The 24,838-nt window shown below is 67.6% G+C and carries 25 protein-coding genes; 4 read left to right on the forward strand and 21 right to left on the reverse strand.

Annotation, left to right across the window (positions count from 1 at the left end):
* Positions 1–30: 30 nt before the first annotated feature.
* From HNP73_RS07045 to HNP73_RS07055, 3 genes are all read left to right on the forward strand, one after another.
* Positions 31–648: a calcium-binding protein gene (locus HNP73_RS07045; protein WP_184147858.1), complete on the forward strand. Its 618-nt coding sequence runs from the start codon at positions 31–33 to the stop codon at positions 646–648.
* A gap of 114 nt (positions 649–762) precedes the next feature.
* The gene (gene metG / locus HNP73_RS07050) at positions 763–2,487 is read left to right on the forward strand and encodes a methionine--tRNA ligase (protein ID WP_184147859.1); all 1,725 of its coding nucleotides are present in this window, start codon (positions 763–765) and stop codon (positions 2,485–2,487) included.
* Positions 2,488–2,523: 36 nt separating this feature from the next.
* Positions 2,524–3,135 carry a LysE family transporter gene (locus tag HNP73_RS07055; protein ID WP_184147860.1) on the forward strand — a complete coding sequence of 204 codons (612 nt, stop codon included), beginning with the start codon at positions 2,524–2,526 and terminating at the stop codon, positions 3,133–3,135.
* Between the two features lie 6 nt (positions 3,136–3,141).
* On the opposite strand, the gene rnr is transcribed toward HNP73_RS07055, so the two are convergent.
* The 6 genes from rnr to HNP73_RS07085 all read right to left on the reverse strand — a co-directional run bounded on the left by rnr (position 3,142) and on the right by HNP73_RS07085 (position 10,717).
* Positions 3,142–5,391: a ribonuclease R gene (gene rnr, locus HNP73_RS07060; RefSeq protein WP_184147861.1), complete on the reverse strand. Its 2,250-nt coding sequence runs from the start codon at positions 5,389–5,391 to the stop codon at positions 3,142–3,144.
* Between the two features lie 38 nt (positions 5,392–5,429).
* Positions 5,430–6,041, reverse strand: a complete 612-nt coding sequence (locus HNP73_RS07065) for an Isoquinoline 1-oxidoreductase subunit (RefSeq protein ID WP_246399567.1) — start codon at positions 6,039–6,041, stop codon at positions 5,430–5,432.
* On the reverse strand, positions 6,038–8,185 hold the full coding sequence (locus HNP73_RS07070) for a xanthine dehydrogenase family protein molybdopterin-binding subunit (protein ID WP_184147862.1): 2,148 nt from the start codon (positions 8,183–8,185) through the stop codon (positions 6,038–6,040). The genes HNP73_RS07065 and HNP73_RS07070 overlap by 4 nt, the downstream gene beginning before the upstream one ends.
* Positions 8,186–8,188: 3 nt before the next feature.
* A complete protein-coding gene (locus tag HNP73_RS07075) occupies positions 8,189–8,647 on the reverse strand; it encodes a (2Fe-2S)-binding protein (protein ID WP_184147863.1) in 459 nt (152 codons plus the stop codon).
* A 129-nt stretch (positions 8,648–8,776) separates the two neighbouring features.
* The gene (locus HNP73_RS07080) at positions 8,777–9,556 is read right to left on the reverse strand and encodes an MBL fold metallo-hydrolase (RefSeq protein WP_184147864.1); all 780 of its coding nucleotides are present in this window, start codon (positions 9,554–9,556) and stop codon (positions 8,777–8,779) included.
* 51 nt (positions 9,557–9,607) lie between these two features.
* Positions 9,608–10,717 (reverse strand): LacI family DNA-binding transcriptional regulator, encoded by a 1,110-nt coding sequence (locus tag HNP73_RS07085; RefSeq protein WP_184147865.1) that lies wholly within the window; start codon positions 10,715–10,717, stop codon positions 9,608–9,610.
* A gap of 170 nt (positions 10,718–10,887) precedes the next feature.
* Here HNP73_RS07085 and HNP73_RS07090 point away from each other — a divergent pair, with 170 nt between their 5' ends.
* Complete coding sequence (locus HNP73_RS07090) at positions 10,888–11,136, forward strand: hypothetical protein (RefSeq protein WP_184147866.1); 249 nt, start codon at positions 10,888–10,890, stop codon at positions 11,134–11,136.
* A gap of 4 nt (positions 11,137–11,140) precedes the next feature.
* On the opposite strand, the gene HNP73_RS07095 is transcribed toward HNP73_RS07090, so the two are convergent.
* The 15 genes from HNP73_RS07095 to HNP73_RS07160 form a co-directional block, all read right to left on the reverse strand.
* Entirely contained in the window at positions 11,141–12,049 is a 909-nt protein-coding gene (locus HNP73_RS07095) for a sugar phosphate isomerase/epimerase family protein (RefSeq protein WP_184147867.1), read from the reverse strand.
* A gap of 14 nt (positions 12,050–12,063) precedes the next feature.
* A complete protein-coding gene (locus HNP73_RS07100) occupies positions 12,064–12,756 on the reverse strand; it encodes a class II aldolase/adducin family protein (RefSeq protein ID WP_184147868.1) in 693 nt (230 codons plus the stop codon).
* Positions 12,753–14,138: an FGGY family carbohydrate kinase gene (locus HNP73_RS07105; protein ID WP_184147869.1), complete on the reverse strand. Its 1,386-nt coding sequence runs from the start codon at positions 14,136–14,138 to the stop codon at positions 12,753–12,755. The genes HNP73_RS07100 and HNP73_RS07105 overlap by 4 nt, the downstream gene beginning before the upstream one ends.
* Positions 14,135–15,160 carry an ABC transporter permease gene (locus HNP73_RS07110; RefSeq protein ID WP_184147870.1) on the reverse strand — a complete coding sequence of 342 codons (1,026 nt, stop codon included), beginning with the start codon at positions 15,158–15,160 and terminating at the stop codon, positions 14,135–14,137. The genes HNP73_RS07105 and HNP73_RS07110 overlap by 4 nt, the downstream gene beginning before the upstream one ends.
* Positions 15,153–16,175, reverse strand: a complete 1,023-nt coding sequence (locus HNP73_RS07115; protein WP_184147871.1) for an ABC transporter permease — start codon at positions 16,173–16,175, stop codon at positions 15,153–15,155. Before HNP73_RS07115 ends, HNP73_RS07110 begins: the two co-directional genes overlap by 8 nt.
* On the reverse strand, positions 16,168–17,661 hold the full coding sequence (locus HNP73_RS07120) for a sugar ABC transporter ATP-binding protein (RefSeq protein ID WP_184147872.1): 1,494 nt from the start codon (positions 17,659–17,661) through the stop codon (positions 16,168–16,170). The genes HNP73_RS07115 and HNP73_RS07120 overlap by 8 nt, the downstream gene beginning before the upstream one ends.
* Positions 17,662–17,718: 57 nt before the next feature.
* A complete protein-coding gene (locus HNP73_RS07125; protein ID WP_184147873.1) occupies positions 17,719–18,720 on the reverse strand; it encodes a substrate-binding domain-containing protein in 1,002 nt (333 codons plus the stop codon).
* Complete coding sequence (locus HNP73_RS22875; protein ID WP_425486619.1) at positions 18,720–19,130, reverse strand: substrate-binding domain-containing protein; 411 nt, start codon at positions 19,128–19,130, stop codon at positions 18,720–18,722. Before HNP73_RS22875 ends, HNP73_RS07125 begins: the two co-directional genes overlap by 1 nt.
* Positions 19,115–19,756: a LacI family DNA-binding transcriptional regulator gene (locus HNP73_RS22880; protein ID WP_221288253.1), complete on the reverse strand. Its 642-nt coding sequence runs from the start codon at positions 19,754–19,756 to the stop codon at positions 19,115–19,117. The genes HNP73_RS22875 and HNP73_RS22880 overlap by 16 nt, the downstream gene beginning before the upstream one ends.
* A 132-nt stretch (positions 19,757–19,888) precedes the next feature.
* The gene (gene lexA, locus HNP73_RS07135; RefSeq protein ID WP_184147874.1) at positions 19,889–20,572 is read right to left on the reverse strand and encodes a transcriptional repressor LexA; all 684 of its coding nucleotides are present in this window, start codon (positions 20,570–20,572) and stop codon (positions 19,889–19,891) included.
* An 86-nt stretch (positions 20,573–20,658) separates the two neighbouring features.
* Positions 20,659–21,849 carry a molybdopterin molybdotransferase MoeA gene (locus HNP73_RS07140; RefSeq protein ID WP_184147875.1) on the reverse strand — a complete coding sequence of 397 codons (1,191 nt, stop codon included), beginning with the start codon at positions 21,847–21,849 and terminating at the stop codon, positions 20,659–20,661.
* Positions 21,849–22,325, reverse strand: coding sequence for a cyclic pyranopterin monophosphate synthase MoaC (gene moaC, locus HNP73_RS07145; RefSeq protein WP_184147876.1), 477 nt, complete (start codon positions 22,323–22,325; stop codon positions 21,849–21,851). Before moaC ends, HNP73_RS07140 begins: the two co-directional genes overlap by 1 nt.
* Positions 22,325–23,131 (reverse strand): indole-3-glycerol phosphate synthase TrpC, encoded by an 807-nt coding sequence (trpC, locus tag HNP73_RS07150; RefSeq protein WP_184147877.1) that lies wholly within the window; start codon positions 23,129–23,131, stop codon positions 22,325–22,327. Before trpC ends, moaC begins: the two co-directional genes overlap by 1 nt.
* Positions 23,128–24,156 carry an anthranilate phosphoribosyltransferase gene (trpD, locus tag HNP73_RS07155; RefSeq protein ID WP_184147878.1) on the reverse strand — a complete coding sequence of 343 codons (1,029 nt, stop codon included), beginning with the start codon at positions 24,154–24,156 and terminating at the stop codon, positions 23,128–23,130. Before trpD ends, trpC begins: the two co-directional genes overlap by 4 nt.
* The gene (locus tag HNP73_RS07160; RefSeq protein WP_184147879.1) at positions 24,153–24,734 is read right to left on the reverse strand and encodes an anthranilate synthase component II; all 582 of its coding nucleotides are present in this window, start codon (positions 24,732–24,734) and stop codon (positions 24,153–24,155) included. Before HNP73_RS07160 ends, trpD begins: the two co-directional genes overlap by 4 nt.
* Between the last annotated feature and the right edge of the window lie 104 nt (positions 24,735–24,838).

Genomic DNA, 24,838 nt, shown 5'->3' on the forward strand with positions numbered 1-24,838 from the left:
GGTCCGGACAGCAGGAGAGGAGAGACCACCATGGCAAGGATCATCGGAACCACCGGTGACGACGAGATCGACGGCACCCGCTTCGCAGACCTCATCCGCGGCCTTCAGGGCGATGACGAAATCGAGGGCCGCCGTGGCGATGACCGAATCTTCGGCGGCGTCGGCGAGGACGAGATCGAGGGTGACGGCGGCAACGACACCATCTGGGGTGACGGTGGCAGCGACGAGATCGACGGCGACAATGGCGACGACTGGCTGCTCGGCGGCATGGGCCATGATGACCTCGACGGTGGCGACGGCAACGACCGGCTGTCGGGCGGCCTCGGCAATGACACCCTGTCCGGCGACGAGGGCGACGACCTGCTCTTCGGCGGCGCCGGTCGCGACGTCTTCGAGTTCGACAGCGATGATGATGACGACGACGATGATGACGATGATGATGACGGCAACGGCCGCGACGTGATCGCCGACTGGACCGACGGCCAGGATCGCATCGACGTCGACGACTACGATTTCTCCATCCGCGAGGTGCTCGCCACCGGGACGCAGCGTGGCGACAATGTCCGCTTCGACTTCGACCGCGAGTCCATCCTGATCGTCCGGCAGGCCGATCTCGACGATTTCAGCGCCGCAGACTTCATTCTCTGAGCGACTGACGCGGCGCGCTCGCCGGCGCGCCGCGTCGTCGGGGTTCCCTGCCTCTGGCCACTGCCCGCGGGATCGCCTATCTCCCGTGGTCTGCCCTCAGACCCGGAACCGCCGATGTCCCGCATCCTCATCACCTCCGCTCTTCCCTACATCAACGGGGTGAAGCACCTCGGCAACCTGGTGGGCAGCCAGCTCCCCGCCGATGTCTTCGCGCGCTACATGCGCGCCCGAGGCAACGAAGTGCTGTTCATCTGCGCCACGGACGAGCATGGCACGCCCGCCGAGCTCGCGGCCGCCGCCGCCGGTGAGCCGGTCGCGGACTACTGCGCCCGGCTCTGGCAGGTGCAGAAGGACCTCGCCGACGGCTTCCGGCTGTCCTTCGATCACTTCGGCCGCTCGTCGAGCCCGGAGAATCACCGCCTCACCCAGCACTTCGCCGGACGCCTCGCAGACGCGGGCCTCATCTCCGAGGTCATGGAGAAGCAGATCTATTCCCCCGCCGACGGGCGCTTCCTGCCCGACCGCTACATCACCGGCACCTGCCCGAACTGCGGCTACCCGCGTGCGCGCGGCGACCAGTGCGAGAACTGCACCAAGCAGCTCGACCCGACCGACCTCATCGAGCCCCGCTCGGCAATCTCCGGCTCGACCGATCTGGAGGTGCGCGAGACCAAACACCTCTACCTGCGCCAGAGCCTGATGCGCGACGAACTGCGCCGCTGGATCGGCACGAAGACTGACTGGCCGGTCCTCTCCACCTCGATCGCGCTCAAGTGGCTCGACGACGGCGACGGCCTGCAGGACCGGGGCATCACCCGTGACCTCGACTGGGGCATCCCGGTGAAGCGCGGCAACGAGGAGTGGCCGGGCATGGAGGGCAAGGTCTTCTACGTCTGGTTCGACGCTCCGATCGAGTACATCGGCGCCACCGCCGAGTGGGCGCACGCGACCGGCCGGGGTGAAGACGGCTGGCAGCGCTGGTGGCGGTGCGATCTCGGCGCGGCCGACGTGCGCTATCTCGAATTCATGGGCAAGGACAACGTGCCCTTCCACACCCTCTCGTTCCCGGCGACGATCCTCGGCGCCAATCAGGACGGGCGGGAGGACTGGAAGCTCGTCGACTACATCAAGTCCTTCAACTACCTGAACTACGAGGGCGGCAAGTTCTCGACGTCCGAGGGCCGGGGCGTGTTCATGGATCAGGCCCTCGACATCCTGCCGGCCGACTACTGGCGCTGGTGGCTCATGTCGAACGTCCCCGAGGGGTCGGATTCGAACTTCACCTGGGAGAGCTTTCAGGCCGGGGTGAACAAGGATCTGGCCGACGTGCTCGGCAACTTCGTCAGCCGCGTCACCAAGTTCGCCGCTGCGCGCATCGGAACGGAGGTGCCCGAAGGCACCTACGGCCCGGCCGAGGAGGCGGTGATCGAGGAGCTGACGCGCCGGCTCGCGGCCTATGAAGCGGCGATGGACGCGATCGAGCTGCGCAAGGCGTCGCAGGAACTCCGGGCGATCTGGGTGGCCGGCAACGAGTACCTGCAGGCGGCAGCACCCTGGACGGCGGTCAAGACCGACCCGGCCCGGGCGGCGGCGATCGTGCGCTTCAGCCTGAACCTGATCCGGCTCTACGCGGTCCTCAGCCAGCCCTTCGTACCGGACGCATCGGCGAGCATGCTCGATGCGCTCGGGATCGAGGACGCGCACTGGCCGACGGACATCGGTGCCGCGCTCGACATGCTGGCCACCGGCGCGGCCTTCAGCGTGCCGGACGTGCTGTTCGCCAAGATCGACGACGCCCGCCGCGAGGGCTTCGAGGCGCGCTTCGCCGGGGCGGCGTAAAGCCAGTGGACGGGGAGGGTCGTCCCTGAGGACGCCGTGAGCCTCCCTGTCCTCTTCGCCGGGCTGACGGTGGGCCTCAGCCTCATCGTCGCCATCGGCGCGCAGAACGCCTTCGTCCTGCGGCAGGGGTTGCGGGGCGAGCACGTCTTCGCGGTCTGCCTCGCCTGCGCGGTCTCCGACGCGGCGCTGATCCTGCTCGGCGTCACCAGCTTCGCCCGGATCGCCACGCTCCTGCCGTGGGTGGACCCGGTGATGCGCTATGGCGGCGCGGCGTTCCTGATCTGGTACGGCCTGAAGAGCCTGCGCGCCGCGCTCACCTCTGGCGGGGCGCTTTCGGCCGATGGGCCGGCGCAAGCGGCCGGTCTCGGCCCGACGCTTGCCATGTGCCTGGCACTCACCTGGCTGAACCCGCATGTCTATCTCGACACCGTGGTGCTCCTCGGCACGATCTCGACCCAGTTCCCCGGTGACGAGGCGTCCTTCGCCGCCGGTGCCATGCTGGGATCGTTCCTGTTCTTCTTCGGCCTCGGCTACGGTGCGGCGTGGCTCCGCCCGGTCTTTGCCAGCCCGGCGGCGTGGCGGGTGCTGGAATTCCTCATCGCCCTGGTGATGTGGGCCATCGCCGGCAAGCTGATCGCCGGCGCCTGACTCCGGTCAGTGCCGCTTCGAGCGCTTCTCCACCACGCGCTTGCGCACGCGGCTCGCGCCGAGCTTGCGGCGCGGGGTGCCCTGCCTGCTGCCTTTCGGCGGCGTCGGCATCGCGCGGCCCTCCACCTCCAGCAGCTCGAAGAGCAGCCCGCCGGTGATCGGGGCAGCCTCGGCAAGCCGGATCATCACCCGTTGCCCGAGACCGAGCACCCGGCGGGATTTCTCGCCGGTCAGGGTCTGGCTGTCGGGATCATAGACGAAATACTCGCGCCCGATGGCCGAGATCGGCACCAGCCCGTCGGCGCCGGTTTCGTCGAGCTTCACGAAGAGGCCGAAGCGCGCGACGCCCGAGATGGTGCCGGCGAACTCCGACCCCACGCGATCGGAGAGCCACGCGGCCAGATAGCGGTCCGTCGTGTCGCGCTCCGCCATCATCGAGCGGCGCTCGGTCATCGAGATGTGCTCGGCCGTCTCGCCCAGCGCGCGTTCCTCCTCGACCGTCAGCCCGTCGTCGCCCCAGCGATGCGCCCGGATCAGCGCCCGGTGGACGATGAGATCGGCGTAGCGGCGGATCGGCGAGGTGAAGTGACCGTAGCGCGGCAGGTTGAGCCCGAAATGCCCGAAGTTCTCCGGCGCATAGTAGGCTTGGGTCATCGAGCGCAGCACGCTCATGTTGACCATCTCCGCGTGCTCGGTCCCCGCCACGCCGTCGAGCAGGCGGTTGAGCTGCGCGGTCTTCAGCACCTGCCCGCGCGCGAGGCTGAGGCCGACGGACTCCACGACCTCGCGCAGCGCCGCGAGCTTCTCGGGGTTCGGCTCTTCGTGCACCCGGTAGAGCAGATGCATCCGCTTCGCCTCGAGCTCCTCGGCGGCGGCGACGTTGGCGAGGATCATGAAGTCCTCGATCACCCGATGCGCATCGAGCCGATCCCGGAACGCCACCGACTCGACCTTGCCCTCGTCCGACAGAATGATCCGCCGCTCCGGCAGATCGAGGTTCAGCGGCTGGCGCAGGTCACGCTCCGCATGCGCCGCGCGCCACGCCGCCCAGAGCGGACGGATCACCGTCTCGAGAAACGGCGCCGTCTCGTCATCGGGATTGCCGTCCGCCGCCGCCTGCGCCTGCCCGTAGGAGAGCGTCGCCTGCGAGCGCATCAGGCCGCGGGTGAAGCGATGGCTGCGCTTCGCGCCATCGGGCCCGATCTGCATCCTGACGGCGATGCAGGGCCGGTCCGCGTTATCGATGAGCGAGCAGAGATCGCCGGACAGCTCCTCCGGCAGCATCGGCACCACCCGATCAGGGAAGTAGCTGGAATTGCCCCGCCGCCGCGCCTCCTTGTCGAGCGCGGATCCCGGCCGCACGTAAGCCGCGACGTCGGCGATCGCCACCCACACCACATGGCCGCCGGGGTTCGACGGGTCGTCGTCCGCCATGGCACAGACGGCATCGTCGTGGTCGCGGGCGTCCGAAGGGTCGATGGTGACGAGCGGCAGGTCGCGCAGGTCCTCGCGCTTGCCGAGCGGCATCGGCTCCGCCGCCGCGGCCTCGGCGAGCGCGGCCTCGGGGAAGACGTCCGGGATGCCGTGCTCGTGGATCGCGATGAGCGACACCGACTTCGGCTGCGACGGGTCGCCGAGGCGCGTCACCACCCGGGCGCGCGGCAGACCGTGGCTCCGCGGCGAGCCGATCTGCTCGGCCTCGACCAGTTCGCCCTCGCGGGCGCCGCCGCCGTCCCCGGGCGCCACCTGCCAGTCACGGTCGGTCTTCTTGTCGATCGCGGCGATCCGGCCGCCGAACTCGGCATTGTGGTAGATGCCGATCACCCGGCTCGGGCCCATGCCGATGCGCCGGATGACGCGGGCGGTAAGCGGCGCCTCCTCGGTGCCGGCGACCATCCGCCCGAGCAGCCGGTCACCCGCGCCCAGCGCCGGGTCGTCGCGACGGGTCAGGACGAGAATGCGCGGCGCGGGCTCGTCGCCCTCCCACTCGGCCGGCTCGGCCCAGAGATCGCCCGAGGCGTCAGGTCCGAGCGTGCGCAACACGAGCACAGGCGGCAACGCGCCGTCAGGCCGCACCCGGCCGCGACGACGCTCGAGCAGCCCCTCGCGCTGCATCCGGGTGAGAAGCTGCTTCAGCTCGACCTTCGCCGCGCCCTTCAGCCCGAAGGCGCGCGCGATGTCGCGCTTCGCCCCGGCGTCCGGGTGCTCACGCAGCCATTCGAGGATCTGTTCGGGCGAGGGGACCTGCTGTACCATCCCCGCGCCCTAACACGCCCGGCGCCCGGGCGCGACGCTCATTGCGGGCAATGCGCCCCCGTCTCGACCCACGCACTGATCAGCGCGCCGAACTCCGCCTGCGTGCCCGGCACCGGCTCGCGGCCCTCGCCCGGCTCCCAGCCCCAGCCGACGAGGTCGTCATGGGACATGTGCTCGACGATATCGTCGAGGCTCATGCCGCCATTCCGCTCAGGGTCCTTGATCTGGGTGCAGATCTCGCCGAGCGACTTGCCTGCCCATGCCATGGAGATCGGCGCGAGATGCCATGTGGCACTGCCGGGGATCGACGTCAGCGTGTCGGCCTGCGCCACCACCCTGACGTTCTCCGGCCCGTGGCAGGTGGTGCACATCATCCCGGCGGCGCCCATGTCGGCCTCGCCACGCACCACCGGCGGCTCGTGCGGATGCATGTCCATGCCCTGGGTCGGCACGTTGTCGACCGGGTGGCAGTTCAGGCAACGGGGATGCTCGATCACCTTGCCGGCTTCGGTGAAAAGCGCGACCGAGCGCGCCGCCTCGTCGGTGATCGTGTCGAACGACGAGAGGGGCTCCAGCTCCGCAGCGGCGGCGGGCACGGCGAGAACGGCGGCTGCGAGGGCCGCCAGGGCAAAGGCACGCTGCTGCATCATGCGAGCTCCGCGCTCGAGAGCGGCAGTCGACGCACCGGCTGGCCGGTGAGGCGTCGCCACGCATTGCCGACGGCCGGGCCGATCGGAGGCACTCCGGGCTCGCCGACGCCGGTCGGCGCCTCGCGCGACGGGATGACGGCCACCTCGACCTCGGGCATCTCGTGGATCCTGAGCGAGCGGTAATCGTGGAAGTTCGACTGAACGATCTTGCCGCCGTCGCCGAGGCTCACCTGATCGAAGAGGATGGCGCCGAGCCCGTAGCCGACACCGCCCTCCATCTGCGCCCGGATGACGTTGGGGTTGACCGGCTGGCCGCAATCGACGGCGACCCAGACCTTGTGGACCCGCGGCTTGCCGCCCTCGATCGAGACCTCTGCGATCTCGGCAACGTAGGTGTTGAAGCTCTTGTGCAAAGCGACGCCCCGCTGCCGCCCATCAGGGATCGGGCCACCCCAGTCGGCAAGCTCGGCCACGCGGGTGAGAACGCCGGCATGGCGTGGGTTCTTGTCACCGAGAAGCGCGAGGCGACCTTCCACCGGATCCTTGCCGCCGGCCTGCAAGAGCTCGTCGACGAAGCTTTCCACCGCGAAGCCGGTGTGGGTGTGACCGACCGAGCGCCACCAGAGCACCGGAATCGGCAGGTCGGTCGCGGTCGCGGTCACGCGCAGGTTCGGGATGCCGTAGGGCAGGTCCGCCGCGCCCTCGACGGTCGACTCGTCGAACTCGCCCTTCTTCATCAGCGACTGGCCGACGATGTGCTGGCGCCAGGCGACGATGTTGCCGTCCTTGTCGAGCGCACCCTTCAGATTGTGCAGGTAGGTCGGACGATAGAAGCCACCGCGGATGTCGTCCTCGCGCGTCCACAAGTGCTTGACCGGACGGGCCATGCCGGAGGCCGCGAACACCGCCGCCGCTTCGCGGATGTAGGGCGAGCCGAACTGCGCGCGACGGCCGAAGCTGCCACCCGCGAACTGGGTGTTGATGCGGACCTGCGACAGGTCGACGCCGCAGACCTCGGCAATCGCCGCCCGGTCCTGCCCGGGGAACTGCGCGCCGTTGAAGCAGTCGATGGAACCATCGGCGTTCTTCATGAGCACCGCGTCGAGCGGCTCCATCGGAGCGTGGGCGAGGTAGGGGAAGACGATCTCGCGCTCGATGACCGTCAGACCTGCGCCGGCGAACGCGGCGTCCACGTCGCCGGCCTTCTTCGCCTCATGTCCCGCCTCGGCGAAAAGCGCGCGGTAATCGGCCTCGATCTGCTGGCTGGAGCGGGTCTCGGCCTTCGAGAGATCCCAGTCGACGGCAAGCGCCGCACGGCCCTTGAGCGCGGCCCAGGTGTTCTCGGCATAGACCGCGACGCCCTGCGGCAAGGTCTTTACGTCGAGCACCCCCGGCACGGCGCGGGCCGCGGCATCGTCGACCGACTTCACCGTCGCGCCGAAGTGCGCCGGGTGCGCGACCATGGCGACGAGCATGTCCTCGGCCTGCACGTCGATGGTGAAGACCGCCCTGCCGGTCGACTTCGCCACCGTATCGAGCTTCGGCAGGTCGGTGCCGATGAGCACGAAGTCGGCCGGATCCTTCAGAACCGGGTTCTCCGGCGCCGGCATCGTCGCGGCCAGATCGGCAAGCTCGCCAAAGCCTGATTCCTTGCCGGACGCCGCATGGGCGATCCGGCCCTTGACCACGGTGATCTCGGAAGCGGGCACGCCCCACGTCTCGGCAGCGGCGGCGACCAGCATGGCGCGGGCAGTGGCGCCGGCCTTGCGCATCTGCTCGTAGGAGTTGGCGATGGCAGTGGAGCCGCCGGTGCCCTGGATGCCGAAAAGCAGGTTGGCGTAGATCTTGTCATCTGCCGGAGCTGCAGCGGCGCGAACCTGCGCCCAGTCGGCGTCCAGTTCCTCGGCGACGAGTGTGGCAAGCCCGGTGTAGGGGCCCTGCCCGAATTCGATGTGCTTGGAGAGCACCGTCACCGTGCCGTCCGTCGCCACCCGGACGAAGGCGTTGAACGCCGGCACGCCGGGCGCACCCGCAAGATCGCCGCGTTCGAGCGCATCGGCGGCAAAGCCGCGCGGCGCGAGGGCGACGCCGATGACAAGGCCGAGGCCCGAGAGAAATGCCCGGCGACTGGTCTGCATCGTCATGGCTCAGCCCTCCAGCGTCGCGGCGGCGTCATGGATCGCCCGGCGGATGCGGACGTAGGTGGCACAGCGGCAGATGTTGCCGGCCATGGCATTGTCGATGTCGGCGTCCGAGGGCTTCGGCACGAGCTGAAGCAGCGCCACGGCGGACATGATCTGGCCGGATTGGCAATAGCCGCACTGCGGCACGTCGAGCCCGATCCACGCCGCCTGGACCGCGGCGGCCTCGGCCCCGCTGACACCCTCGATCGTTACGACGTCCGAGCCTTCGACCGTCGAGACCGGCGTGACGCAGGACCGCCGCGGCATGCCGTCGAGGTGGACCGTGCAGGCCCCGCACTGGGCGATGCCGCAGCCATACTTGGTGCCTGTGAGGCCCGCCTCGTCGCGGATCACCCAGAGCAGCGGCGTGTCCGGGTCGCCGTCGAAGGCTATGTCCTTGCCGTTCAGGGTGAAGGTGACCATGGGCAAGGCTCCTCAGGCTGGGGGCGTCTCAATTGGCGCCCGTTGGCTATACGACTATCGTAGCGCATCATGGCACGCTGACAATCTTCGGGTGGCCGGAAACCCGGCTCGATATCTCGGCTCATCGGCTCAGCCGGCCGGATACCATTCTGCCCGGATGACCTTCGTCGCGGCCCCGGAGTCGGCGACGGCAGCCTCGAAGACCGCGGGGTCACTGCCCTTGTAGTGATAGGGATAGACCAGCGTCGGCTGGAACGCCGCGACGCCTGCGGCCGCCTGCTGCACGGTCATGGTGTAGGGCAGGTTCATCGGCACGAAGGCGACGTCGATGTCCTTCAGGCCGCGCATCTCGGGCGTATCCTCGGTATCGCCGGCAATGTAGACCCGGAGCCCGCCGAGCGTGAGAACATAGCCGTTGTCTCCACGCTCGCGCGGGTGAAACTTCAGCCGGTCCTCGGTGATGTTGTAGGCCGGGACTGCCGCGATCGGGATGTCGTTCGCGGTGGTTTCCTCGCCTGGCGCGATGGCCGTCGCCCGGGATTGCAGGTCGGGCGGCAGCTTGGCGTGGACCGAGGCGCTGGTCAGAAGTGCCGCGTCTCCGGCAATGGCCTGAAGGGTCGGCACGTCCAGATGGTCGGGATGCTCGTGGGTGACGAGGATCAGGCCCGGGGGCGGCAGGCCGTCGTACTTCGCCGCACCGCCCACCGGGTCGACGTAGATGACGAGGCCATCGGGAGCCGCCATGACGAACGAGGCGTGTTCGACCGGGTGGATGACGATTTCGCCCCCTTCCGCGGGGTAGCTGTCGCCGGTGAGGGTGGCCTGCGCGGCGCCCCGGCGCGGGCCGACGGCAGCGCCGCCGAGTGTGGCTGCGCCGAGGATGAGCGTCTGTCTGCGGGACAATCCCATGGGCGGTCCTTCTCCTGCTGCTCCGGGAGAGGTAGGCCGGGCTGCGATTTTTCAAGCGCCGGCCGGAGGCAGCGCCGAGGTCGCGGACACGCTCTTGCGCGCCGGCGGTGGTGCGGTGGAGCCGCGGATGACCAGATCGGTCGCGAGCGTCTCGCGCCGGAACCCGCCCGTCGTGTCGAGAATGATCTCCACGGCGCGCCGGCCGATTTCGGCAATGGGCTGGCGGACGGTCGTGAGCGGCGGCTGGGTAAGTGCCCCCTCCGGGACCCCGTCGAAGCCGACGATGGAGATGTCGCGCGGCACGGCGATGCCGCGCGCGGCGAGCCAGTCGAGGGCGATCATCGCGATCCGGTCCGACTGGGCGAGGATCGCCGTCGGCGGCTCGGGCCTCGCGAAGAGCGCCGCAAGCGCATCAGTGATGCTGGCCGGATCGGCCGTCGTCTCGTGGATCGGGACAGCGCCGCCGAGACCGGCGTCGGCGAGCGCGTCGAGGTAGCCGATCACCCGGTCGCGGGATGGCGCATAGGCCGCGGTGCGGACCCGCTCGGGGTTGGCGGGGCCACTCCGCCCGTCCTCGGAGAACTCCATGGCGAGCACCGCGAAGTGCCTGTGTCCGAGCACTGCGAGGTGGCGGGCGGCAAGGCGCGCGCCGGCGACGTCATCGACCCCAACCGCCGGGACGGTGTCGTCGGTATCTCCGAGGTCGAGCGCCACGAACGGCAGATTTCGCGCCCGGGACGAGGCGATGAGGCGGTCGGCACCCTCGAGGCAGAACAGGATCAGTCCGTCCACCAGCGCGCTGCGGATGTTCCAGAGCGCTTCGTCCTCGGTGGCGGAGATCAGCGAGACGCCGACGCCGTTCGCGTCACAGATCTCGGCGATGCCCTTCATCATGGCACGGGCGTAGGGGTCTTCGAAGAAGTGGCTGAGCGGCTCGCCGGTTGCGACGCCGATGGCGTTGACCCGTCCGGCGCTGAGGAGGCGCCCCTTGGGATCGGGGCCGGCGTATCCGATCGCGCGGGCCGCGGCGAGCACGCGCTCGCGCAGTTCCTCCCGGACCAGTTCGGGACGGTTGAAGACGTTCGACGCCGTCGCCTTCGACACGCCGGCCGCCGCTGCCACGTCGGTCAGGCGCGCCTTCCGCCCGGTGATTCGCGTCATGCGCCCTCCTTCGTGCCGCACCAAGTGTCTGAGATGGTATGCGATTTGAACCGGTTCAAGAAAGGACTTGCCGACGCGATTGGCTGCCCTATGTTTTGAACCGGTTCAATTGCGGTCAGAACCGGTTCAATCTCAGAGCAAGCCGGTTCAATCAGAGATGGATAGACATCATGACAACGGTCGTCTTGCGGCACGATCTGCCGCGCGCTCAATCGTTCCTGCCGGCGATGCAGCCGGTCTGGTCAGCCTTGCTGGCCTGGCGCCAACGCAAAACGGACGCCGAAGCGCTGGCCCGCGCCGGCCGACTGGGTCCGAGGCTGCTCGAAGACATGGGGATCGAGGACGCGACAGCGCGCGCCCTCGTTGGCGACTGGGACCAGCTCCGGCCAAATGGCTGGCTGGTCCGGCCGCTCAAGTGAGCGATCAGATCGGCAGGCGACTGCGCTCGGCCTGACGCTCGACTTCCTGCGCGGCCTTGAGCTGCGCCTTGGTGTACATGAGCGCGTGGGTCGCGAGATCGAACCCGTCCTCCCAGAGGTTGCGCCAGATGCCGAGGATCCCCTCGAGCGGCTGGCCGACCACACGGGAGGAAAACGACTCGAAGGTGATCGGGCCGGTGTACTTCGCCCGGACGATGGCACGGAACGCTGCCTGCAGGTCGATGCTGCCAGACCCGAGATAGCCGCGATGGCTGTCACCGGTGTGGAAGTAGCCGATGTAGGGCGCGCTATCGACAATGGCCGACGCCATGTCGGATTCCTCGATGTTCATGTGATAGACGTCGAGGTGGACCTTCACGTTCGGCGCGCCCACCAGCTTGCACATCTCCACGCCCTGCGCAGCGGTGTTGCAGATGTTGGTCTCGTAGCGGTTCACCACCTCGAGGCAGAGGTTGATGTCGCTCTTCGCGGCTTCCTCGGCCACCTCGCGGAGGATGTCGGCGGAACGGCGGATGCCGTGGGCCGTCGGCTGCTCGTAGTACTTGCCGAATCCCGAGTAGAGGATGCCGCCGATCGAATTGCCGCCACAGTCGCGGCAGACCCGAACCGCATCGAGCAGGAGCGCCTTGCCGCGCTTCTCCTTCTCCGGGTCTCCCGAGGAGATGTCGGATTCGAAATCGAGACCCATGGAAAACGCGATGCCAATGCCCGCCTCCTCCAGCAGCTTCGCCGTCACCGAGGGGTCGATCGAAGACGGATCGAGCGAAGGCGCCTCGATGAAGTCGAAACCGGCCTTTGCGGTCTGATTGATGGCGCTCGTCGCCTGATCCCTGCTCCAGCCGTGTTCCCAGACAAAGGAGTGGACGCCGAGTTTGTTCCTGATGTCGCTCATTGGGGAAGTCCTTCTCAGGCCCGCTTGCGGGCGGTGTCGTTGACGCCATCGAGATCGGGCGCGCGGCCGTAGCTCATGTTCTTCATCTGCCGGATGACGCGCTCCATCTCGTCGTCCGGCAGGACCGGCGGCTCGCCCAGCACCAGGGCCTGAACGTAGAGGCGCGACAGGGTTTCGACCTCGATGGCATTGTAGAGTGCCTGTGCGAGAGTCTTGCCGAGCGCGATCTGGCCGTGCTGGCCGAGCAGGCACGCGGTGCGGCCCTCGAGCGCTTCGAGGGCGGCGTCCGACAGCTCCTGCGTGCCGTAGGTGGCATAGCGCGCGCAACGGATCGTCGTGCCGCCGAAGATCCCGGTCATGTAGTGGAAGCTCGGGATGGTCTTGTGGTGGACGGCGAGCGAGGTGGCATAGACCGAATGGCAATGGAAGACGCTGTTGATGTCCTCGCGCGCCGCGAGAATGTCGCGGTGGAAGCGCCATTCCGACGAGGGGCGGCGGGCGCCCTCGTAGGTCCCGTCGAAGTACATCTGCACGATGTCTTCTGGCTGCATCATGTCGTAGGGCAGGGACGACGGGGTGACGAGAAAGCCCGCCTCATTGCGCACCGATATGTTGCCCGCGGTCCCTTGGTTGAGGCCACTCGCGTTCATCTTGCGGCAGGTCTCGACGATCTCGCGGCGAAGGGCAACATCGGGGGTGTCGGTCACGGCAGTGTCTCCATGGTCAGGGTCTCGCGCCAGAGGGCGCGATAGGCGGTGAGATCGGGAAGGTCCGACGTATCGGGCCGGGTGAGCGAAAGGCTGACTGGGGAGGTTCGGGTCGCGTGATGCGCGAGCAGCGCCGCGCCCGCCGAGATGCCGAAACTGTCGGCATTGATGTGCACCTCCGCCTGAGGGTGCAGCTTCTGGACGAGGGCGCCGTAGAGCGGGTCACGGACAAAGTTGCCGTCCAGCACCACCGTCTTCGTCGGCGGCAGCGCATCGAGGATCTCGGCGGAGAGAAGCGCCGTGTAGAGCACCGCAAGTGAGAATCGCGCGGCGACGTCATCGGCCATCGGCCCGGTGAGCCGGCCCCTCCTGGCGCGTCCGGGCAGGAGCCCATCGTCGGCACCAAAGAAGGGCAGCGCCATGGTGCCGCTCGCGACAAGGCGGGTGATCATGTCGCGAGACGCCGGACCCGGTTCGTCACCCGCAACGGCGGCGAACTCGCGGCCACCCATGGTGAGCATCCCCGGGACCGGATGACCGTAAACGTCGGAATTGCAGCTCCACCCCTCGCGCTCGACCGTGAAGTCGGCGCCGGTGCGGTCGGTCAACGCGACGATCCACGTACCGGTGGAAAGCACGATGAAGTCCGACAGCCCGGCCGCCTGATAGCGGTAGAAATTCGCCGAGGAGTCGTGGATGCCGCAGATGACCCGGGTCGCGGGATCAAGGCCGGTGCGGGCAGCGATCTCGGGGCGAACCGGTCCGATGGCCTCCCACGCCGGGGTCATGGGGGGCAGCAGGCGCTCCCAATGATGGCGTGCGACGATCGCGGAAGGCCGACGATCGGGCGTGCACCAGAGGTGCGACTGAGCACCAAAGCTCGTCACTTCCGAGGCAAGTACCCCGGAGAGGCGCCACGCCCAGTATTGCGGGGTATGCAGGTAGGCGCGGGCCGCGGCGAATGCCTCGGGCCACGCCTGTTCGAAATAGAGAAGCTGGCGCGCCGAGTGGGCGGAGCCGATCATGAACTGGCTGCCGCCGCGCTCGTGGAAGTCGTCGGCCTCCGCCCGATATGCAGCGGCGAACTCGGGAGGGAGCGTACCCTCATAGTCAATCATCGGCATCGCCGCCGCATCGTCGCCCACAAGCACGCCACTGCCGCCGTGTGTGCAGGGGACGATCGCCTCGATCGCATGGCGCGTGCCAAGCTCGGCGAGCGTCGCGAGAACCCACGCCTCGAGGGCGCCAAGGTCGTGATGCCGATAGGGCGGCCCCGGCAGGACAAGGTTCGCCGTGGAGACCTGTTCCAGAACTCCGCCGTCAGGTGTGACGACGGAGAGCTTGGCGTTGGTCTTGCCGAGATCCAGGACCGCTATCGTCACTTGCGTCTCCAGCGGGGCGCAAGGACCGCCCAGAGAGTCTGCGCCACCACGACCGCGATGAGCGTCCCACCCCAGATCGCCACCGTGAGGTAGGTCGATAGCCCGAACTGGTTCAGGCCCGACGAGATCACCTGAAGGATGGCGAGCGCGATCATGAGGCCCGAGACGGTGCCGAACCCGCCGAACGGATCGACGCCACCGAGCACCGCCGCGAGGATGGTGACCAGCAGATAGGACTGGGCATAGTCGGCGCTCGCAGAGTTGAATGTGCCAAGGATCACCAGAGCCGCGAGGAAACACGTGACGCTCGACAGCGTGTAGACCCCCACGAGTACCCGGCGGGTGTCGATAGCGGAATAGCGTGTCGCCTCGATGTTCGAGCCGATCATCGCACAGGCGATGCCAAAGGGCGTGTGCTTGAGCACGATCCCAAGCGCAATGGCTGCGCCAACGAGCAGCAGGAAGATGAGCGGTACCCCCAGGACCGAGGCGTTGAGCGTGGCTGACAGTGGTTCCGGCACGCCCGAGAGGGCCATTCCGCGGGTGAGATAGATCGAGATCCCGTCGATCAGCGACTTGGTGCCGAGGGTGACGAGGATCGGGTGCACCCCGGTATAGGCGACGAGCGCGCCGGTCACGACGCCGATGGCAATGCAGAGCAGCAGCCCTGCCACCAGCGCGATCGCAATGACGCCGATCACCGCCGCGCTGGAGGCATCGGGGGCGATGAACGTGCGCATGATCCAGACCATGAGCAACGCGCACTGGTTCATCGTCGCGATAATCGCGAGGTTCAGACCACCGGTCAGCAGCGGCACCACCATGGCGAGCGAGAGCAGTCCGAGCAGTGGCAACTGATACATGAACGAGTTGAGCGTGCCCTGGCTCAGGAAGCCGGGGACGAGCACCGCAAACAGCAGAAGGAGCGCGGCGAGAAGCGCGAGCAGCCCGAGATGTCCCCCGGGCAGTCCGCGGAAGAAGCGCAGGAGCCCCGCGCCCTCGCGATCGGACAGGTCAGCCATTGGCGGGCTCCTCCCCGAGGATGCGGTGACGCCGGCCGCGGCGCGACGAGATGACGGTGATCGAGGTGGAGACGAGGATCGTGATGCCGATGACGATCTGGAAGAAGTAGGACGACACCCCGAGCAGGTTCAACCCGTTCTGCAGGATGGCGAGCAGCACGATGCCGAGCAGCACGCCCGGCACGGTGCCGGCGCCGCCGTTGAGGCTCGCCCCGCCGAGAACCGCGGCCGAGAGAACCGCAAGCTCGGTGTTTACCATGGCGTTCGGCACGCTCTCACCCACGCGATGCGCCTGAAGCATGCCGCCGAGTGCCGCGAGAACCCCGAGGTAGCCGTAGGCGAAGAAGGTGAGCAGGCCGATCTTCGCGCCGACGCGCCGCGCGGCCTCGGGATTGCCACCCATCGCGTAGATCTGCCGTCCCACGGAGGCGCGCGTCATGAGCACCCAGGTGATCAACGCGACCGCCGCCATGACGACGATCGGCAGCGTGATCCGCACGATGTCGCCGGATTCGAGCTCGGTGCGATAAAACGTCACCCGGGTCGTCCACCAGTCGGGCAGGTCGTAGATCGATCGGCCGCCGGAGAAATACATCAGTAGTGAGAAGGTAATGCTCATCATCGAGATCGTCGCAATGATCGAGGTTATCCGCAGGTAGTGAATGAGCGCCGCGTTCAGACAGCCGAGTGCCGCGCCGACAGTGAGGCCCGCGACAATGACCACGGGGGCAGGCAGGCCCGCTCGCGCCGCGAGCAGTGCGGCACAGTACTGTGCGACCGAGGCGGTGGCGGCAAAGGAGATGTCGATGCCGCCCGACACCAGGACGACGAAGAGTCCCATAGCGATGATCGCCTGCACCGAATAGGTCTCGAGCAGGTCGATGATGTTCGGCAGGGTGAGGAAACCGCGGGCGGTAACGCTGAAGATCGTGCCGACGATCAGGATGACGAGCAGAAGCCAGAGCTCTGGCCGCCGCCGCCAGCGCGCGAAGGCGCTCGATGCGCGCTCAGGCATAAATCCGCTCCTCCATCTCGTGCTCCGAGATCGTGCCCGGCACCACTTCGCCGACGATGCGGCCGGCGCGCATCTGCAGCACGCGATCACAGGTCGCGAAGGCTTCCATCACTTCGTCGGAGATCAGGATGACGCCGACGCCCTCACGGGCGAGTTCGGCCACCACCTCGTAAATCCCCTGCTTGTTCTTGATGTCGACGCCCACCGTCGGGCTGTCGAGGATCAGAACCTTCGGGTGGGTGGCGAGCCACTTCGCCAGCACGACGCGCTGCTGGTTGCCGCCGGAGAGTGTCTGCACCGGCCGGTCCAGGCCGGGTATCTTCACCGCCAGACGGCGCACCCATTCGGCGGCGAGTTCCTTCCGGCGGGCGGTCGGTATGAGGCCGAAGCCAGTCGTCAGTCGCTTCATCACCGCGAGGACGATGTTGTCCTCGATCGACTGCGGCAGGACGACGCCAAGCGACAGGCGGTCCTCCGAGACATAGGCGATGCCGGCGTTCACTGCGTCCCGGTTGGAGCGGAGGTCGAGTTCTCGACCCTCAAGGCGGATCTGGCCGCCTTCGGAGCGGTTCATTCCGAAGAGCGTCAGAGCAAGCTCGGTGCGGCCTGAGCCGAGCAACCCGACAATGCCAAGAACCTCGCCCTTTCTCAGCGTGAACGAGACGTCCGCGAACTCCCCGCGACGAGACAGCCGGTCGACTTCGAGAAGCGGCTCCGCGCCGCTCATGTCGCGGGCGACAACGCCGGTCTCGATGTCGAGGCCGGTCATCAGGTTGGCAATGCGGCGCTGATCCACCTCTGCCACCGGCCAGGTACCGACCTTGCTGCCGTCGCGCACCACAGTGACACGCTCGGCGATTTCCACGACTTCGTCCAGTCGATGCGAGACGAAGACCACGGCGATCCCGTCAGCCTGCAACCGCGCGACGATGGCAAGCAGACGATCCACCTCGGCTCGGGTGAGCGACGCGGTCGGTTCGTCCATGAAGATGAGCCGCGCCTCGGCCGCGAGGCCACGGGCGATCGCAGTGATCTGGCGTTCGGCGACCGGCAGGTCGGCGACAAGCGCATCGAGGTCAATCTCGAAGTCCAGTCGCTTCAGGACCTTGCGCGCCACGTCCCGCATGTGTCGGCGGCTGATCGGCTTCAGGGCCGGGCCGAGGCTGTCTTCGATGGCAATGTTCTCCGCCACCGTGAGGTTCGGAAAAAGCGAGAGGTCCTGAAAAATGACCTGGATACCAAGCGCCTTGGCCTTTGCCGGATCGAGTGGCAGGACCGATCGGCCCTCGATTTCGATGTCGCCGGTCGTGGGAGGATGCACCCCCGCGACGGTCTTGATGAGAGTCGATTTCCCGCAGCCGTTTTCCCCGACAAGGCAATGCACTTCGCCAGGCCTTACCTCCCAGTCTATGTCTTTGAGCGCCTGCACGCCGCCGAAGCGTTTGGACACGCTTCGCAGCCGCAAGAACGGCGTCTCGTCCTTCATTAATTTTTCCCCCGAAACAGATTGGGCGCCGGTCGTTGCCGGCGCCCAGACGTTATGTCAAAGCCCGAGCTCGACCAGCCGGTCGATGTTCTCCTTGTCGAGCGCCTCGAGCTTTTGTGCCTGGATCAGCTTCTGGTCCGGAAGGACCCGAACAGCGCCCACGCCCACGAGCTCCATGCCGTCCTTGGGTTCCTCACCCCTGGCAAGCATCGCGCCGAGCTGGACGAAGATCTCGCCCGCGGTCATCGGATTCCAGATGAAGCCGCCGCGGATCGTGCCGTTCTTGACGTACTTCACCCCCTGTCCCGGGGAGAATCCGCCGACGAGCGCCACCTTGTCGGCGACCTCCCGGTCTTCGAGGACGCGGGCGGCACCGATCGGGCCCTGACTGCCGAAGGTCAGGATGCCCTTCAGGTCAGGATGGGCGCGGAGCTGGTCCTGTGTCGTCTTGATCGTCTCGTCCACGCTCTCCGCGACGCCGAAGCGATCGCCGAGCATGGTCATGTTCGGACACTTTTCCTTCTGGTAGGCGATGGCCGCGTCCGCCCAGGCATTGTGCAGCGGCACGGTCAGCGATCCGACGTAGACGATGTACTCACCCGTCTCGCCCATCTCCCTGGCGAGCAGGTCCATGTGCGCCTGGCCGTAGGCTTCGGTGGTGGTGAGCTCGAAGTCCCAGTCACGGTTCTCCTGATCCGGGCCTTCGTGCGAGATGACCTTGATCCCTGCATCCCGCGCCCGTCCGAGAACCGGGGCAAGAGCGGCGGAGTCGTTGGGAACGATTCCGATGACATTCACTTTGCGTGCGATCAGATCCTCGATGGCACGCACCTGTTGCGCGGCATCGGCCTGCGTGGGTCCGACCATCCAGGCATTGACGCCGGTCTTCTCGGACTCTTGCTTGATCCCGGCTTCCATGGCGTTGAACCACGGAATCCCGCCGATCTTGACGACGATGCCAACCTGCTCGTCGGCAGCGGACGCGAGTCCGGCCTGGAGCAGGCTTGCGGCGAGGCCAGCGGTGGCCGTCGCGAGCAGGGCGCGTCGTGTGAGTGTCATTATTCTCCTCCGTTGTTGCAGGTTATTGCCTCTCTCGAGGCTGATTGTCGCGGGGTCGAGCCGCGGATGGTGACAGCGCAGCCAAGCCGCCTCGACTGAGGCGGACTGTCATCGCCAGCCATTCGCCGACGCAGGATGGCCCAGGCGCTTTCCGCCATCTCCTCGACGGGCTGACGGACGGCGGTGATCCCGGGGGTGACGAGGCGCATCCACTCCATCTCGTCGAAGCTCGCGAAGGCGATGTCGTCGCCCACGCGGAGCCCGATCTCTCCGAGCATACGGTAGACCGCGAGCGTCGTCTCATGATCAAAGCAGAATATTGCCTCGGGACGGTCGGAACCGCGAAGGGCCGCGGCGACGCTGGGCGGAGCATGGTCCGCGAAGCCCACTTCGATCAGATCGAGCGCCATCCCCCCGGCGCCCTCGAGGGCGCCTTCCCAGCGTTCGCGAATTTGCTGATCTGGAGGCTTGTCCCGAGTGCGAGGCACCGGGTGATGCCGCGTCCGGCGAGCTGGCGGGTGATTGCGGCCGCTCCCGAGGCGTTGTCGACCGCGACGAGGTCAAATCGCGGAACGTCGGGGATGCGGTCGGCGACCACCAGCGGCATTGCCAGGTTGCGGGGCAGTCGGTCGACGAGGGCGCCATCACAGGGCAGGACGATGAGACCCGCCGGGCGCCATTCCCGGATCTTGCCCAGACGCTCGGCCTCTTCATCGGGATCGTTGCGTGTCGACACCACGACGAGGTCATAGTGGTCGAGGCGGGCAAGATGTTCGAGCGTCGAGACGAAGCTCGCGAACATCGGGTTTGTGAGGTCCGGCACGATGAGACCCACGAGGCGAGACTGGCCGGACCGCAGTCGGGCCGCCCGGTTGTCCCGGACGTAGCCCAGGGCCTCCACGGCGGCGCGGACTCGCTCAGCAATTTCCGGAGAAACCGTGGTCTTGCCATTCACGACATTTGAAACCGTCGCCACGGAGACGTTTGCCGCCTCCGCAACCATCCGCATCGACGGGCCGCCGGCGCCTCGGTTCATTTTCACCCCGCTTCGCTCGCTACCGCGTCGCGCTTTCGCGCTTGAGATGAAACGTTTAATAAACGTTTAATAAACGTTAGCGGAAGCTCTCTCGGGCTGTCAATGGCCGTGAGCGGACGGGCAGGCGCGTGTTCAGTAAGTGCGGATGAGGCCGACCAGTTTACCCTGCACCCGGACCTGATGATCCTGATAGAGTCTGGTCTCGTAGGCAGGATTTGCGGCCTCGAGCGCGATTGTCGATCCGCGCCGACGGAAGGTCTTCAGCGTTGCCTCCTCGCCTTCGATGAGCGCAACCACGATGTCGCCATTCTGGGCGCTCTGCTGTTCCTGGATCACCACGATGTCGCCGGAGTTGATTCCGGCGTTGATCATCGAATCACCCTTCACTTCGAGAGCGTAGTGTCGGTTCGCCGATGCGAGCATGGCGCCCGGCACCGCAATGTGCCGCGAAACCTGCTGGATCGCCTCGATCGGCGTGCCCGCCGCAATCCGGCCCATGACCGGCAATTCGAAGGCCGCGGTCTCCAATCCCGCCGTACCGGCCGGGCCCCGCGGCGCGCCGTCGAGAACCCGTGGCTCGAAACCAGCGCTGGACTCGAGCGTTTCGGGAAGACGGATGATTTCCAGCGCACGGGCGCGGTGCGGTAGCCGCCGGATGAATCCGCGCTCTTCGAGGGCCGTGATGAGTCGATGGATCCCGGACTTGGAGCGCAGGTCGAGCGCGTCCTTCATCTCATCGAATGATGGCGGCACGCCGTCGCGCTGCATCCGGCTGTGGATGAAATGAAGGAGATCGTATTGCTTTCGCGTGAGCATGTCGCCTCCATCGGTTACACGAACCGTTCTAGGTACGTTCCCGTTTTGTGTCAACGGGATTCGAGAAGGATCTACTTACGGACGAGTTAAAGCCAGATGAATTCAACCGGAGCATTCATCTCGCGCGCGGGCTCTCCGGACGGCCGAACGAGGAGCGCATTGGATTCGGAGAGCACGGAGAGAAGCGAACTGTCCTGCCGGTCGAACACCGAGACACGCCACCCGTCGGCCCCCGACTCGACACGGGCCCGCATGAAATGCATCCGGGGACCGTTGGCGCCGACCGGGGTATCGAGCCGACCCGGGGTGCGAGCGGGCGGCTCCCCCGCGAGGCCGAGCATTCGCTCGATCGCCGGGACGAGAAAGATCCGCCCCGTGACGAGCGCCGAAACCGGATTTCCCGGCAGACCGACGAAAGCCGCATCGCCAATCCGGCCTGCCATGAGCGGCTTGCCGGGTCGCATGGCAATCCGGTGGAATTCGAGGTTGAGCCCGCGGGCGGTCGCCGCCGGGCGCACGAGGTCGAGGTCCCCGACCGACGCGCCACCGATCGTCACCAGGAGATCCGCGCCGCTCGCCAGCGAGAACCCGAGGTCGAGGCTCTCCACCGTGTCGCGCGCGATTGGCAGGATGCGGACCTCCGCCCCCACCGCCTCGAGCATCGCCTTCAGCCCGAACGCGTTCGAGGCGACCACCTGCTCCGGCCCCGGCGCCTCACCGGGCATGACGAGCTCGTCGCCAGTCATCAGCAACGCGATAACCGGGCGACGGTAGACCCGGACCGGGTCCGCCCCCATGGCCGCGATCAGTGCGAGATCGGCGGGTGAGAGTCGGCGCGGCGCGGTGATGCGCGCACCGACCGGAAAGTCGCCGCCGGCCGGGCGGATGTTCGTGTCCGTGTCGTGGCCGGGCTTCGGTGCGACCCAGCCCTCGCCCGCCTCGGCGTCTTCCTGGATCAGCACGGTGTCCGCGCCCGCCGGCACCGGGGCGCCCGTGAAGATGCGCACCGCCTCGCCCTGCCCGACGCTGCCCTCGAAGCGGCGCCCCGCTGCGGCGCTGCCGAGAAGGCTAAGGCGCGTGCCGGGGGCAAGATCGGCGCCGCGCAGGGCATAGCCATCCATCGCCGAGATCGCGACGGGCGGCTGTGCCCGCGCCGCCACCACGTCACTCGCGAGCACCCGGCCACCGGCTTTCGCCAGCGGGATATCCTCCGGCGTGACCGGCTGAAACAGCGCCATGAGGCGGGCGTGGGCTTCCTCGACGGGCAGAAGTGCCATTATTTGGCCTCGTATCGACCGGATTTGCCGCCTTCCTTGAGGGCAAGGCGGATGTTGCCGATCACCATGCCCCGGTCGACGGCCTTCAGCATGTCGTAGACGGTGAGCGCCGCCACCGAGACAGCGGTCAGCGCCTCCATCTCCACTCCGGTCGGACCGGTGGTCGCGGTCGTCGCCTCGATCTCGACCGTACCGTTCTCGTGGTCAGGCCGCAGGTCGATGGAGACCTTGGTGAGCGGCAGCGGATGGCAGAGCGGTACGAGATCGGCCGTGCGTTTCGCCGCCATGATCCCCGCAAGACGCGCCACACCCAGCACATCGCCCTTGGCCGCCGTGCCCGCCGTCACGAGGGCAAGCGTCTCGGGCGCCATGCGGACGGAACCCCGCGCCACCGCGCGCCGGAACGTCGCGGCCTTCTCCGAGACGTCGACCATATGCGCGGCGCCGGAAGCGTCGAAATGCGTCAGGTCGGCCATCACTCGGCTTCCGGGGTCCAGGGCGCCCGCAACAGCTCCCGCGTCGCAGCCTCGACGTTTGCCTCGCGCATCAGCGACTCACCGATGAGGAAGCAGCGGATGCCGTACCGCGCCATCTGTGCCAGATCCTGCCGCGTGGAGAGGCCCGACTCCGAAATGATCAGCCGATCGCCCGGAACGTTCCGGGCCAGCTTGCGGGTGATGGCGGTGTCGGTGACGAAGGTGCCGAGGTCGCGGTTGTTGATGCCGACGAGCGGCGAACGCAGGAGCTTCGCGCGATCCACTTCCTCTGCGGTATGGCACTCGATGAGCACGGCCATGCCGTACTCGATCGCCGCGTCCTCGAGGGCGGTCGCCTCCTCGTCGGTGAGGGCCGCGAGGATCAGCAGCACGCAGTCCGCGCCGAGAACCCGGGATTCAGCGATCTGCCAGGGATCGAACATGAAGTCCTTGCGCAGCACTGGCAGGTCACAGGCGCTCCGCGCCAGCCTGAGATAGGTGTCATCCCCCTGAAAACTCGGCCCGTCGGTCAGAACGCTGAGGCAGGCGGCTCCCCCCTCGGCGTATGCTTTCGCCAACGCCTCGGGGTCGAAATCCTCCCGGATGAGACCCTTCGACGGACTCGCCTTCTTGATCTCGGCGATGAGCGCGTAACCCAGTGCCATCTGGCGGCGAAGCGCGCCTTCGAAGTCGCGCGGGCGCTCAGTGTCGCGCGCCGCAGCGTGCATTTCCGCGAGTGGCCGCGCTTCCTTGCGGGTCGCCACGTCGGCCAGCTTGTAGGCCTTGATATCGTCCAGAATGCTCATTTTTCGACGTCCACCGCTGCGGTCACCGCGGCGAGTGCCGCTGCCTTGGCGCGGGCTGCGCCGGAATCGATGCTGTCACGGGCGATCTCGACACCTCCCGCGAGATCGGGCGCCCGTTCCGCGATGACGAGCGCAGCGGCGGTGTTCAGCAACACCGCGTCGCGATAGGCCGACTCCTCACCCTCCAGAAGCCGGCGCAACGCCTTGCCGTTCTCCTCAGGCGTGCCACCGAGGATCGCCTCGACCGGGTGGCGCGACAGGCCGGCATCCTCGGGCACGACGACGAACTCGCTGACGCCGCCGTCGTTCCACTCAGCGACCCAGGTCTCGCCCGCGATCGAAATCTCGTCGGTACCATCGGCACCGTGCACAACCCAGGCACGATCCGACCCGAGCTGGCCCAGCGTCTCGGCCATCGGCCGGATCACCTCGCGGGAGAACGCCCCGGTGAGCTGCCGCCGCACCGAGGCGGGGTTGGTGAGCGGGCCGAGGATGTTGAAGATCGTCCGCGTCCCGAGCTCCTGCCGCGGCGCCATGACATGTCGCGTCGCGGGGTGGTGCATCGGCGCCATCATGAAGCCGATGCCGGTCTCGGCAATCGCGCGTTCGACCACCTCCGGGCCGACCATGACGTTGATGCCGAGCTCGGTCAGCGCATCCGCCGCCCCGGACTTCGACGACAGGTTGCGGTTGCCGTGCTTGGCGACCGGGATCCCGGCGCCTGCCACCACGAAAGCGGTGGCGGTCGAGATGTTGAGCGTGCCCTTGCCGTCACCGCCGGTGCCGACGATGTCGATCGCTCCTTCCGGCGCCCGGACCTTGAGGCACTTCGAGCGCATGACCGACGCGGCGGCGGCGTACTCGGCCACCGTCTCGCCACGGGTGCGCAGCGCCATCAGGAAGCCGCCGATCTGCGACGGCGTCGCATCGCCCTCCATGATCGCGGAGAATGCGGCCTCGGCCTGCTCACGCGTGAGCGGACCCTCGGCTGCCCGGCCGATCAGCGGGCGCAGGCGCTCGCTCATGCGGGCACGCGCGCGAGATCGAGGAAGTTCTTCAGGAGCGCGTGGCCATGCTCGGACGCGATCGACTCCGGGTGGAACTGCACGCCGTGGATCGGCAGGCTGCGGTGCTGGAGCCCCATGATCGTGCCGTCCGCAAGCTCGGCCGTCACCTCGAGCGACTCGGGCAGGCTCTCCCGGTCGACGATCAGGCTGTGGTAGCGCGTGGCGCTGAATGGCGAGGGCAGACCGGCGAAGACGCCCTTGCGGGAGTGTTCGATCGTCCCGGCCTTGCCGTGGACGATCTCGCCGGCGCGCACGACCTTGCCGCCGAAAGCCTGACCGATCGCCTGATGCCCGAGGCAGACGCCGATGAGCGGCGTCCGGGTTTCGGCGGCGGCGTCGATGAGCGCCAGACAGATGCCCGCCTCGTTCGGGGTACAGGGTCCGGGAGACAGCAGGATCGCCGACGGATTGAGCGCCATCGCGGCCTGCACGTCTATCTCGTCGTTGCGCCGGACGACGGTCTCCGCGCCGAGCTGCCCCAGGTAGTGGAACAGGTTGTAGGTGAAGCTGTCGTAGTTATCGATCAAGAGCAGCATGACGTCAGCGCCCGTCCCCTCGCGGCAATCTCGCTGGCGCCACCCCGCCGGCGCGCTATAGATGGCCCCGGGCCAGTGAAAGGGTCAAGGGCAAGCCGCCCGAT

This window comes from Amaricoccus macauensis (assembly GCF_014201905.1).
Classification (GTDB): Bacteria; Pseudomonadota; Alphaproteobacteria; order Rhodobacterales; family Rhodobacteraceae; genus Amaricoccus; species Amaricoccus macauensis.

Excerpts from the sequence above, each read along its gene's own strand:
- HNP73_RS07045 (WP_184147858.1), top strand. The coding sequence starts at position 31 with ATGGCAAGGATCATCGGAACCACCGGTGACGACGAGATCGACGGCACC.
- metG (WP_184147859.1), top strand. The coding sequence starts at position 763 with ATGTCCCGCATCCTCATCACCTCCGCTCTTCCCTACATCAACGGGGTG.
- rnr (WP_184147861.1), bottom strand. The coding sequence starts at position 5,391 with ATGGTACAGCAGGTCCCCTCGCCCGAACAGATCCTCGAATGGCTGCGT.
- HNP73_RS07065 (WP_246399567.1), bottom strand. The coding sequence starts at position 6,041 with ATGATGCAGCAGCGTGCCTTTGCCCTGGCGGCCCTCGCAGCCGCCGTT.
- HNP73_RS07070 (WP_184147862.1), bottom strand. The coding sequence starts at position 8,185 with ATGACGATGCAGACCAGTCGCCGGGCATTTCTCTCGGGCCTCGGCCTT.
- HNP73_RS07075 (WP_184147863.1), bottom strand. The coding sequence starts at position 8,647 with ATGGTCACCTTCACCCTGAACGGCAAGGACATAGCCTTCGACGGCGAC.
- HNP73_RS07080 (WP_184147864.1), bottom strand. The coding sequence starts at position 9,556 with ATGGGATTGTCCCGCAGACAGACGCTCATCCTCGGCGCAGCCACACTC.
- HNP73_RS07085 (WP_184147865.1), bottom strand. The coding sequence starts at position 10,717 with ATGACGCGAATCACCGGGCGGAAGGCGCGCCTGACCGACGTGGCAGCG.
- HNP73_RS07090 (WP_184147866.1), top strand. The coding sequence starts at position 10,888 with ATGACAACGGTCGTCTTGCGGCACGATCTGCCGCGCGCTCAATCGTTC.
- HNP73_RS07095 (WP_184147867.1), bottom strand. The coding sequence starts at position 12,049 with ATGAGCGACATCAGGAACAAACTCGGCGTCCACTCCTTTGTCTGGGAA.
- HNP73_RS07110 (WP_184147870.1), bottom strand. The coding sequence starts at position 15,160 with ATGGCTGACCTGTCCGATCGCGAGGGCGCGGGGCTCCTGCGCTTCTTC.
- HNP73_RS07115 (WP_184147871.1), bottom strand. The coding sequence starts at position 16,175 with ATGCCTGAGCGCGCATCGAGCGCCTTCGCGCGCTGGCGGCGGCGGCCA.
- HNP73_RS07120 (WP_184147872.1), bottom strand. The coding sequence starts at position 17,661 with ATGAAGGACGAGACGCCGTTCTTGCGGCTGCGAAGCGTGTCCAAACGC.
- HNP73_RS07125 (WP_184147873.1), bottom strand. The coding sequence starts at position 18,720 with ATGACACTCACACGACGCGCCCTGCTCGCGACGGCCACCGCTGGCCTC.
- HNP73_RS22875 (WP_425486619.1), bottom strand. The coding sequence starts at position 19,130 with ATGGCGCTCGATCTGATCGAAGTGGGCTTCGCGGACCATGCTCCGCCC.
- HNP73_RS22880 (WP_221288253.1), bottom strand. The coding sequence starts at position 19,756 with ATGAACCGAGGCGCCGGCGGCCCGTCGATGCGGATGGTTGCGGAGGCG.
- lexA (WP_184147874.1), bottom strand. The coding sequence starts at position 20,572 with ATGCTCACGCGAAAGCAATACGATCTCCTTCATTTCATCCACAGCCGG.
- HNP73_RS07140 (WP_184147875.1), bottom strand. The coding sequence starts at position 21,849 with ATGGCACTTCTGCCCGTCGAGGAAGCCCACGCCCGCCTCATGGCGCTG.
- moaC (WP_184147876.1), bottom strand. The coding sequence starts at position 22,325 with ATGGCCGACCTGACGCATTTCGACGCTTCCGGCGCCGCGCATATGGTC.
- trpC (WP_184147877.1), bottom strand. The coding sequence starts at position 23,131 with ATGAGCATTCTGGACGATATCAAGGCCTACAAGCTGGCCGACGTGGCG.
- trpD (WP_184147878.1), bottom strand. The coding sequence starts at position 24,156 with ATGAGCGAGCGCCTGCGCCCGCTGATCGGCCGGGCAGCCGAGGGTCCG.
- HNP73_RS07160 (WP_184147879.1), bottom strand. The coding sequence starts at position 24,734 with ATGCTGCTCTTGATCGATAACTACGACAGCTTCACCTACAACCTGTTC.